At 42.5% G+C, this 10363-nt stretch carries 7 protein-coding genes and 1 other RNA gene; 2 read left to right on the top strand and 6 right to left on the bottom strand.

Annotated features, from left to right (window positions below; all coding sequences use genetic code 11):
* Nucleotides 1-859: 859 nt before the first annotated feature.
* Nucleotides 860-3010 carry a TonB-dependent receptor family protein gene (locus L1266_RS21325; protein ID WP_235378316.1) on the top strand — a complete coding sequence of 717 codons (2151 nt, stop codon included), beginning with the start codon at nucleotides 860-862 and terminating at the stop codon, nucleotides 3008-3010.
* 1039 nt (nucleotides 3011-4049) lie between these two features.
* On the opposite strand, the gene nagP is transcribed toward L1266_RS21325, so the two are convergent.
* From nagP to L1266_RS21300, 5 genes are all read right to left on the bottom strand, one after another.
* Nucleotides 4050-5354 (bottom strand): N-acetylglucosamine MFS transporter NagP, encoded by a 1305-nt coding sequence (gene nagP / locus L1266_RS21320; protein ID WP_054551319.1) that lies wholly within the window; start codon nucleotides 5352-5354, stop codon nucleotides 4050-4052.
* Between the two features lie 208 nt (nucleotides 5355-5562).
* The gene (locus tag L1266_RS21315; RefSeq protein WP_235378315.1) at nucleotides 5563-6729 is read right to left on the bottom strand and encodes an FAD-dependent monooxygenase; all 1167 of its coding nucleotides are present in this window, start codon (nucleotides 6727-6729) and stop codon (nucleotides 5563-5565) included.
* Nucleotides 6726-7907, bottom strand: a complete 1182-nt coding sequence (ubiH, locus tag L1266_RS21310) for a 2-octaprenyl-6-methoxyphenyl hydroxylase (protein WP_235378314.1) — start codon at nucleotides 7905-7907, stop codon at nucleotides 6726-6728. The genes L1266_RS21315 and ubiH overlap by 4 nt, the downstream gene beginning before the upstream one ends.
* A gap of 8 nt (nucleotides 7908-7915) precedes the next feature.
* Entirely contained in the window at nucleotides 7916-9241 is a 1326-nt protein-coding gene (pepP, locus tag L1266_RS21305; RefSeq protein ID WP_235378313.1) for a Xaa-Pro aminopeptidase, read from the bottom strand.
* A gap of 20 nt (nucleotides 9242-9261) precedes the next feature.
* Nucleotides 9262-9825 carry a UPF0149 family protein gene (locus L1266_RS21300; RefSeq protein WP_235378312.1) on the bottom strand — a complete coding sequence of 188 codons (564 nt, stop codon included), beginning with the start codon at nucleotides 9823-9825 and terminating at the stop codon, nucleotides 9262-9264.
* 194 nt (nucleotides 9826-10019) lie between these two features.
* Between L1266_RS21300 and ssrS the strand changes: the two genes are divergently transcribed.
* Nucleotides 10020-10203, top strand: a non-coding RNA gene (gene ssrS / locus L1266_RS21295) — 6S RNA.
* A 64-nt stretch (nucleotides 10204-10267) separates the two neighbouring features.
* Here ssrS and L1266_RS22455 read toward each other — a convergent pair.
* Entirely contained in the window at nucleotides 10268-10348 is an 81-nt protein-coding gene (locus L1266_RS22455; protein ID WP_366035313.1) for an IS3 family transposase, read from the bottom strand.
* Nucleotides 10349-10363 lie beyond the last annotated feature (15 nt).

Here is a 10363-nt window from a genome sequence, read left to right as displayed (position 1 = left end):
GGAATAAAGAAAGAACAAGTATAAACTGGATGTTTAATGTTGAATTAGCTCGTGAAAAACTTCAGAGGGCTTATGGTGCCCTCAACTAGTCAGAACTTGTGTGATGAAGTACTAGGTGCTAGGTGCTAGGTGCTAGGTGCTAACAGAATATTTTTTTTGGGTTGGAATACCTTCCCCTTTACTTTTTTCGGCGTTAAAACGCCTCCTACACCTCGCATCTCGTTCCTCGTATCTCGCAAACTTTCAATCTGATACCTGACGGCTCCAAACGTTGGGTTTCGCTCCGCTCTAACCAACCTACGAGCTAATGAGTTAAGCACTGTAAGTCGTCATTTATGGCGACACATAATCGCTAACATTGACGGGCTAAAGCCCGACCTACATCTTGCTTCTGTGGTTTAGATAAGCATCGCGCGAAATAAATTTCACGCCTACGGGTATGCATTTCAATTTAACTATGTGCAGGCACAATCTAACTTCTAACCACTGATATCTAATATCACCATTTTTTTTGGCGTTAAAACGCCTCCTAAACCTCGCATCTCGTTCCTCGTATCTCGCAAACTTTCCCCTTTACTTTTGCTAACTTTTTAATCTGATGGCTGAAAGCTGATTGCTCCAAAGTTGGGTTTCGCTTCGCTCTAACCAACCTACGAGCTGACAGCTGCAGTCATTAAGTTTTACTTAACACCAAACCAAAATCCAATATCGTAATACAATACTACTGTATTCCTTATAACCCCTTCAATTCATGAACTTACAGTTCAGACCTGTTTTATTACAAATAGGATTGATTCGCATTTTTTTACATGTTTTAATTGCGCCTGTTAAAAATATCTAAACATATACAGGACTCACAATGACACCTAAGTTTATTGTTTCTACGCTTTCGACTGCGGTCGCTTTATCTTTAAGCGCTAATGCTTTTGCAAAAGATGTAACTAAAGAAGAGAAAAACTTCGAGCAAATCACTGTAATTGGCTCTGCATCTGCAATTAACGATATTCCTGGCTCTGCTACTTTTATTGATGAGCAAGAACTAGAAAAGTTTGAATATACTGATATCTCACGTGTTTTAAGTGCTGTACCGGGTGTATATGTACAAGAAGAAGACGGCTATGGCCTTCGTCCTAACATCGGTATGCGTGGTACAGGTACAGGTCGTAACGACAAAATCTCTGTAATGGAAGATGGTGTACTTGTAGCACCAGCACCTTACTCAGCGCCTTCTGCTTACTACTTCCCTACTATGGGTCGTATGGAGTCTATCGAAGTACTTAAAGGTGCGGCGTCTGTAAAGTATGGCCCACGTACAACAGGCGGTGTTTTAAACTTAGTTTCTCGTAGCTTACCAACTGAAGGGTCTAAAGGTTTACTTAATGCTGAACTTGGTAGCGACGGTTTCTACAAAGGTCATGCTTACTTCGGTAAAAAGAAAAACAATGCTGCGGGCCTTGTAGAAGTATTCACTTACGGTGCTGATGGCTTTAAAGATTTACCAGTTGGTAGCGACAACACTGGCTTCGAAAAGAATGATTTCTTATTAAAGTTTGGTTTTGACTTTGGTGATAACGAAGCACACAGCCTAGAAATGAAGTTAAAGTACTCAGACGAACGCTCTGACGAAACTTACATGGGCTTAACTGACGCTGATTACCAAGAAAACCCTTACCGTCGTTATGCAGCATCGCAAAACGATGAAATGAACACACAACACAATGCATACCAAATCAACTATGCATATCGTTTTGGTAAAGGTTACGAGCTACTTGCTACAGCTTACCTAAACGACTTCCACCGTAACTGGTATAAAGCAAGCAAAGTAAGCAGCAGCTACCTTGAGCAATACAGCGAGTTTGAAGCAAACCCAACAAGCGAAGGTATTGAAGATATTGGCGTAAAAGCGAATAACCGTGATTACCAAGCGAAAGGCTTACAAACTGAATTCCATATCCCTGCGGGCAACCACTACATCACAGTTGGTGCACGTTACCACGAAGATGAAATGGATCGTTTCCAATGGGAAGACAAGTACACGCTTAACCAAGACCTATCAATGACGCTTACAGAAAAAGGCGTTCCAGGTTCAAACAGCAACCGTTTAGATAGCGCTGAAGCAACGACCCTTTTCATTCAAGATGAGTGGTCACTTGATGCATTAGTCATTAGCGCGGGTCTTCGCTACGAAGACATCACAATCAAACGTGTTGAATGGGCTAAGTCTGATCCAAGTCGTGAAAATGGCTTAACAAAAGATATCAGCAACGACACTGAGATCTTAGTACCATCACTAGGTGCCACTTACACAGTAAGCGACAACCTAACGCTTCTTGCTGGTATTCAAAAAGGTTACGCACCAGCAGCACCGGGTAATGCGGACCAAGAAGAAGAAGAGAGTGTTAACATTGAGCTAGGTGGTCGTTACGATTACGCTGGCATTCAAGGTGAAGTAATTTACTTTAACTCTGACTACACAAACATGCACGGTAACTGTACTGCGGCTGTAGGTTGTAGCGATGACAATATTGGCGACCAATACAACTACGGTGAAGTATCTGTGTCTGGTTTTGAGCTAAGCGCTGGTAAAGTATTCGCTACTAAAGCAGCTTCATTCCCTGTTCGCTTAACTTACACTTACACTGATTCTGAGTTCGACAATGCGTTTGAATCAGATCTTTGGGGTAGCGTAGAAAAAGGCGATGCAATGCCATACGTGCCTGAAAACCAATTAGCGCTTTCGATGGGTGCTGAGTTCTCAAGCTTCGTATTCGATACGCAAATGCGTTATGTGTCTGATGCACACGCAGACTTAACAGACTCAGGTCGCAATGCAATCGACAGCCGCGTTGTATGGGATTTAGCAGCTAAATACCTAATCGACGACAAACAAAAAGTATACCTAACAGTAGATAACCTGTTTGACAAAACCTACGTTGCAAACCGTGCAAACGGCGGTATTCAACCAGGTAAACCACGTACCCTACAACTAGGTTACAGCTACTCGTTCTAATAAAACGACTTAGCGAAATATCAAAAGCCGTGTGATGAAAGTCCCACGGCTTTTTTGTGGGTGTTAGTTAGCAAGATAGTAGCCGCGATTTTATATCGTGTAACTCAATGGATATTCACAAAGAGCATAAGAGGCGCTGCGCTTTAGAGGAAAGTAATTAATAGTTTTATTGGGTTGCTCATTCACTTCTCCTTGTATTCCTTTGTGCAGAAAATTGAACCACAGAGTACACCGAGGCGCTTCGCGCTACATAGAGAAAACATAATTTAAAATAATAATCACAAAGAGGATAAGAGGCGCTGCGCTTTAGAGGAAAGTAACTAATAGTTTTATTGGGTTGCTCATTCACTTCTCATTGCCTTCTCTTTGTGAAAAAAATTGAACAACAGAGAACACCGAGATGCTTCATGTTACATAGAGAAAACATAATTTAAAATAATAATCACAAAGAGGATAAGAGGCGCTGTGCTTTAGAGGAAAGTAACTAATAGTTTATTGGGTTGCTCATTCACTTCTCCTTGTCTTCCTTTGTGCCGAAAATTGAACCACAGAGTACACCGAGGCGCTTCGCGCTACATAGAGAAAACATAATTTAAAATAATAATCACAAAGAGGATAAGAGGTGCTGCGCTTTAGAGGAAAAACAACAAAATCTTATGGTCTTTCTCATTCTTTTCTCATTGTCTTCTCTTTGTGCAAAAAATAGTGAACCACAGTGAAAAACAGTAAATTACGCGGGGTAAATCCGCTGCTACGAATTCGGCGTTAAAACGCCTCCTACAACTCCCATCTCGCTAACTTTCCCTTTTACTCTTTTTAACTCGCTAACTTTTCAATCTGATAGCTGACGGCTGAAAGCTGATAGCTCTTATGTTCATCGCGCGAAATAAATTTCACGCCTACAGGTGAGCATTTCAGCTCCTTTGTTTTCAATCTGATAGCTGACGGCTGAAAGCTGTTAGCTTTAGTTTACCCACAAAAAAGCCGCGGTGATGGGCGTACTGCGGCTTTGCCTAACTTGAAAAATTAGTTTGCTGGATTACTTCCAGCTTCTCATCTTATGGCCTTTTAAGGCGTAGAATAAAATGAATACATAACTTGGGATCATCACAATGTATGCGCCTTGTGCGCCTAGGCCTGCTACGTTTCCTAAGCCGATTAGTAATGGGCCGAGTGCACCACCAGCAATACCCATGATCAATAAGCCAGATGCAGTGCCTGTTAAGCGACCTAAGCCAGCTAAAGCCAGTGGCCAGATTGCAGGCCAAACCATGGCATTAGCAAAGCCTAATAATGCAATGCATAACAATGGGTCTGGTAATTGTGGGCCACCAAATGGCACTAATAATAGGTTTGAAATAATGAACGAGTCATTGCTACCAAGCACCACTAATAACACGGTGATAATACCGGCAATACCCGACATTAATAACGCAGTTTGTTGGCTCATAAAGCGTGGAATAGTCAAAATACCTATCGCGTAACCAATCAACATACACGCCATAGTGTAAGAGGTCATAACTGAGTAGTCAGCAACGCCAATTTGTAAAGCGTACGAGCCAATGGTGTCTGCGGCAATAACTTCAACAGCAACATATAAAGCAATACCCACTACACCTAAAACTAAGTGAGGGTGTGCTAGGGTTTCTTTAATTTCGCCTTTGCCGTTTGATGTTTCGTCTTCATCAAATACTAAGTCAGGCAATGGTGCAAATTTAGCAAAGGCAGCAAATAACATGATTAAAGCAGCAATCAACACATAAGGCATGATAAGGCTATTTGCCATAATGTCTTTTTGTTCTTGCGATAATTTACCTGCGCCATCAACAACACCGCTTACAACTACAGCGGCAAAAATAACAGGCACAATAACACCCGCAAATTTGTTTAATAAGCCCATGATACACACACGCACAGCAGCTGATTTTTCAGAGCCCATTTTCACCACGTATGGGTTAACAGCGGTTTGTAGCACGGTTTGTCCAACACCTATCATTAATTGTGCGAACAAGAAAATTTCGATCATTTGCAGTTTCGCAGCGGGAATATACATCAGCGCCGATAAAGCCATAATCGCACAGCCAATCGCCATACCATTCTTATAACCAACGCGCTTGATCAGCATCGCCGATGGGATACCGGCAACTGTTACCGCAATATAAAAAGAAGAGATGATAAACGAAGCTTGTAACGGCGAAAGCTCAAGCATTTGCTGCAAAAATGGTGTAATTGCACCATTAAGCCACGTTATACACCCTAAGATAAAAAACATTGAGCCGGCCAATATCATTGGCAGCCAGATGCTTTGTTTTGTGTTGTTGTCACACTCAACCGTTGCTTCCATAATTGTTCTCTTAGTTTAATTATTTTTATTTGGTTGGAAACTAGTATACAACCCAACAGAGCTGTTTAATTTCCATACCAATCACAAAAATTTAATCATACACTAACAAAAATGACAGCGCTATCATTTTGCGTTCATATAAGTGCAAAAAAGCCGCAGCTAATTGCTTGGCTGCGGCTTAAACTAAATAGTAACAACTAGTTAGGTGTTATTTACCAATTGCTTCTTTTGCGAACAAATGTTTAATTGGGCCAAGGTTATCAACTAGGCTTAAACCCACACCACGTACAAGTTTTTTCAATGGGTTAGCGCCTGCAAATAGCTCTTTTAAGCCTTGCATCATAGCTATGTGTTTTTGTGCATCAAGCTTACGAGTACGTTCATAATCACGCAGCGTGCGTGCACTTGCAAACTCGCCTTGCTGATTACTTAATAGCTCAATTAAATAAGCGGCGTCTTTTAGGCCAAGGTTCATGCCTAAACCGGCTAATGGATGAATAGTATGCGCTGCATCGCCCATTAAAACCACTTTGCCCGACACCCACTGCTGGGCATAACGCATCTTAAGTGGAAACGCCATGCGCTCACTTTGAACTTCACATAAACCACATTGGCCATCGAGGGCTGCCATAACCGCTTTATTAAAGTGACTATCATCAAGTGCTAAAAGTGTGTCGCAATGCTCTGGGCTTGTTGACCATACAATTGAGTGCGTGTGTTTATCTGGCAAGGGTAAAAACGCCAGCGGCCCGGTTGGTAAAAACACTTGGCGTGCCGTGTTGTTATGCTCATCGGCAGTTTTAACCGTGGCAACAATGGCGTGATGGTCATAATCTTTAAAAGTAATTGGCATGTTGAACTGCTTGCGAATAGCCGAGTTAGCCCCATCTGCCGCCACTAATAATTTAGCAATCACAGGCTCGCCGCTTTCTAGAGTAATAAACACATCAGAGTCGGTTTGATGAATTTGCTGATAGCGGGTTTCGAACAATAAAGTGGCATTACTTTGCTTTTCAAGTTCGCTAATTAAAGCGTATCGAATAATGTCGTTTTCGACGATATGACCGAGCTGCGGTAAGTCGAGATCGTTATGATCAAAATGAATTTTGCCAAAGCTGTCTTGATCACGTACATCCATCGACGTATAGGGTGTAGCACGCTGTTTAATGATCTCTGGCCATACATTTAATGACTCAAATAAACCCTGACTAGCTAGGCTCAATGCGCTCACGCGAAGTGCGTAATCATCACCCGGTAAGGTTTGATTTTTACTCGCATCAATCACCACAACGCTGATATCTGCTTTTGCTAAACCAAGTGCTAGCGTAAGGCCAACACAGCCACCACCGACAATACAAACTTGTGCTTGTTTCATATCCGTTTACCTTGCTTAACCTGACCCATAAGCTGTTTTGCCAGCGGGGTTTTTAACGAGGAGAATAAATCCATTGAGAAAAGGCCAATGCTGCGACCCAGCGCGAGCAATCGTGATGAGTTAGAGAACAAACGCACTAGGCTGTCTGTGAGTGTCATCACGGTCGTAATATCTTTACTGCGAGTTTGGCTGTAATAACGGGTAAAGGCGTAATCACCAAGGTCGTCTCGATTTGCCATATCACACAGTAGTTGCACATCACGCAGGCCTAAATTAAAGCCCTGCCCTGCGATTGGGTGAATAGCATGCCCTGCATTACCAATTAATACCGTACGGTGGCTGCTCAGTGATTCGGCTTTACCATACACAAGCGGATAACTTGCTCGCATACCCACTTTGCTAAATGCGCCACCGCAGTAACCAAATGCTTTTTGTAACGCAGCTAAAAAGGCATCATCTTCAAGCGCCATGGTGTGCTCAATTTGCTCAGGCTCCATACACCACACCAGTGAGTATCGGTTATTACTCATTGGCAACAGTGCCATTGGGCCGTGCTCAGTAAAACGCTCAAAGGCATGATGATGATGACCACCAGCCACTTCGATGTTAGCAATAATCGCCACTTGCTGATAAGCGCGAGTATTAAATTCAATATTAGCCAGTTTACGGCTTTGCGAATGAGCACCATCGGCAATCACCACAAGCTTCGCGCTTAACTGCTCGCCCGAGTTCAACGTAATATTGGCAAAATCGCTTTGATATTCAAGCTTGGCAACCGTATCTGGGCAAAACAAACTAACATCAGTACGCGTAAGTTGCTGATGAAGGCTGCGCCCAAATGGGTTCACTTCGACCACATAGCCAAGGGTATCATGACCATATTCTTGGCAATCAATATGCGTTTTACCAAAATGACCACGATCAGACACAGTGACTTTTTTAATCGCTGCCGCAAATGGCGCTTGGCAATCAAACGCATTGATTGATTTTAAGTACTGAACAGACTGCTGAGCCAGCGCAATGCTTCTATCATCAAAGCTAGGATGATAGTCTGCGCTTACTTCATTTGCTTCAATTACAGCGATTGATAACTGCTTATTGCTCTGTTTTAGGCCCAGTGCACAACTTGCACCCGCCATACCACCGCCGATAATGACAACATCAAACTGCTTTGCCACGCTTGCTCCTAGCCTTTGTTTGCTTGCATCACTGCTTCAATATCACTAATGGTTTTTGGAACCGAAATGGTCAGGTTTTCATGGCCATCTTGAGTGACAAGTAAGTTATCTTCGATACGAATACCGATGCCTTTATATTGCTCTGGTGCTTTTGCATCTTCGCTAATATATAAACCCGGCTCGATGGTGAGCACCATGCCCGGCTCAAATACGCGCTCTTTTTCATCAAGCTTATATTCGCCAACATCGTGTACGTCTAACCCAAGCCAGTGGCCAAGGCCATGCATGTAAAATGCTTTGCACGCTTGGTTTGCCATTAGCTCATCAAGCTCACCGGTTAAAATGCCTAAATCAATAAGCCCTTGTGTTAATACCGTTGAGGCCAGTTCATTCGCTTTCGATAAACTACCGCCTGGCTTTACTTGGCTGAATGCTGCTTCTTGAGCTGCTAATACAATGTTGTAAAGCGCCGCTTGTGGTTCGCTAAACTTGCCATTGATTGGGAAAGTTCGTGTGATATCCGCTGCATAACCTTCAAGTTCACAGCCAGAATCAATTAATACTAAATCGCCATCTTTTAGCTCAGCGTCATTTTGTGTGTAGTGCAAAATGTTGGCGTTGTCGCCACTGCCGACAATCGTGCCATAAGCAGGATGACGAGCACCATTCATTGCATAATGGTGGTGAAGCTCTGCTTCTAATTGATATTCAGTTGCGCCAGGTTTGGCAAACTGCATAGCGCGAATATGGCCTTGTGCACTAATTTCGCACGCTGTACGCATAATGTTTAATTCTGCGTCAGATTTAAACAAACGCATTTCATGCACTAAACCACGAATATCTTTAATGGTATGTGGGGCTTTATAGCCTTTTTTAGGTGCGCCGCGAAGGGTGTTTAATAAATCCCAAACCTTTGCATCAAAATTTGCGTAAGTGCCTTGTGCATAAAATAAAATCTGCTGGCCGTTCACCAAATCTAATAATTGTTCATCTAGTTCACTAAGTGGGCAAGTTGCGTCGAATAAGTACTCAGATTTAGCTTTTTCGAAGCCAATTCTACGGCCATGCCAAATTTCAGCTAGTTTATCTTTGTTACGGCAAATTAGGGTACTTGGTGTATCGCTCGACGGGCAAAGCACTAAAACCGCATCTGGTTCGTTAAACCCAGTTAGGTAGAAAAAGTCACTGTCTTGGCGAAATGCATATTCAGTATCACGGCTACGTGTTACTTCTCCTGCCGCAGGAATTATAGCCACGCTATTTTTATCCATCATCGCAAGCAAGCGCTCGCGGCGGGCTTTAAATTCAGCTTTATCGATTGCAATAGACGACATGCTAAACCTCTGTAATTTGATTAGTGAAGGGTCTTCTTAGGGTTTTTATCGGCTGGCTCTTTGCCTAATTCAGCAAAACATAAAAGCGCAGAAACACGTACATACTCAATCACTTCGTGCAGTGCTTGGCTGTCTTCTTCGGTCTCTTCAAACATGGTGTCTAGGCGGGTAATTTCACTAAAATCGCTGATCACTTCTTTCACATCAGCAGATAACTTGCCGTAATCTTTTTGTTTTAAACCAAAACCAAGCATAAAACCCGATACCCAAGATACTAAGCCATTGGCTAAATCGATCAGTGTTTCGTCGTCGCTTGGTAAGAATAGGTCAAATTGAAATTCTTCATCACCAAAGCTGGCAACAACCTGAGAATACACATCAGCAAAAAATGCTTTTAAATCTTTATTGAAGGCTAAGCCATCATTGAATACATCGCTTAATAAACCTAAGTATTCGTCGGCTTCGATATTGATGCCACAGGCTAATAAACCACTGATCACACCATGGGCTTCTGCTGGTGCGACAAAAATTTCATTCTTTTCTAATAACAATTGGGCTTGTTGGTAATCAGGTAACGTGCTCATAACTTTTTCTTTGTTCGGCTAAGTAACGCCATGCTACCACTCGATAAATCGCAACTCCAATTAATTGTATGATTGAGGTCAAAAAGCAATCTGAAAAGTAAATAAGCAGTTAAAGGTGGGGAAAAACTACGCGAACGATCCGCTTTTTTTTATTCTATGGTTTAAGGATTGAAACTTGTCTTATATACTGAAGGTGTTCCCTAGGGTGCAGGAGCTTGGTTAAGTCCCTGAGCCGATAAATTTTATGTTAGGGTTTCTGTTCGTTTACTATTGTGCAAGCTCGGCATGTACCGAGAAGCCTACGGTAGACCGCAGATCCCCGCCCTGAAACCTCAAGGTTTCAGGACTGACACCGGGCACCGCATACTTGGGGAACACCAACAAGCTATCAGCTATCAGCTATCGAAAATCTGATCTGACCCCGATAAAGTAGACACGGGGTTTAATTAACTTGTTCGTACTGCATGGGACTTTTATACCCTAGGGTGCCATGCCTTCTTACTGAGTTGTAGTATTTTTCAATATAAAAATACGTTTG

It is taken from the genome of Pseudoalteromonas sp. Cn5-37, from assembly GCF_021532495.1.
GTDB classification, from domain to species: Bacteria; Pseudomonadota; Gammaproteobacteria; order Enterobacterales; family Alteromonadaceae; genus Pseudoalteromonas; species Pseudoalteromonas simplex.
Note: the sequence above shows the minus strand (reverse complement) of the source record. Positions and strands in the feature narration are given on the sequence as shown.

Bases quoted from the DNA above. Each gene is read 5' to 3' on its own strand.
- L1266_RS21325 (WP_235378316.1), top strand. From the start codon at position 860: ATGACACCTAAGTTTATTGTTTCTACGCTTTCGACTGCGGTCGCTTTA.
- nagP (WP_054551319.1), bottom strand. From the start codon at position 5,354: ATGGAAGCAACGGTTGAGTGTGACAACAACACAAAACAAAGCATCTGG.
- L1266_RS21315 (WP_235378315.1), bottom strand. From the start codon at position 6,729: ATGAAACAAGCACAAGTTTGTATTGTCGGTGGTGGCTGTGTTGGCCTT.
- pepP (WP_235378313.1), bottom strand. From the start codon at position 9,241: ATGTCGTCTATTGCAATCGATAAAGCTGAATTTAAAGCCCGCCGCGAG.
- L1266_RS21300 (WP_235378312.1), bottom strand. From the start codon at position 9,825: ATGAGCACGTTACCTGATTACCAACAAGCCCAATTGTTATTAGAAAAG.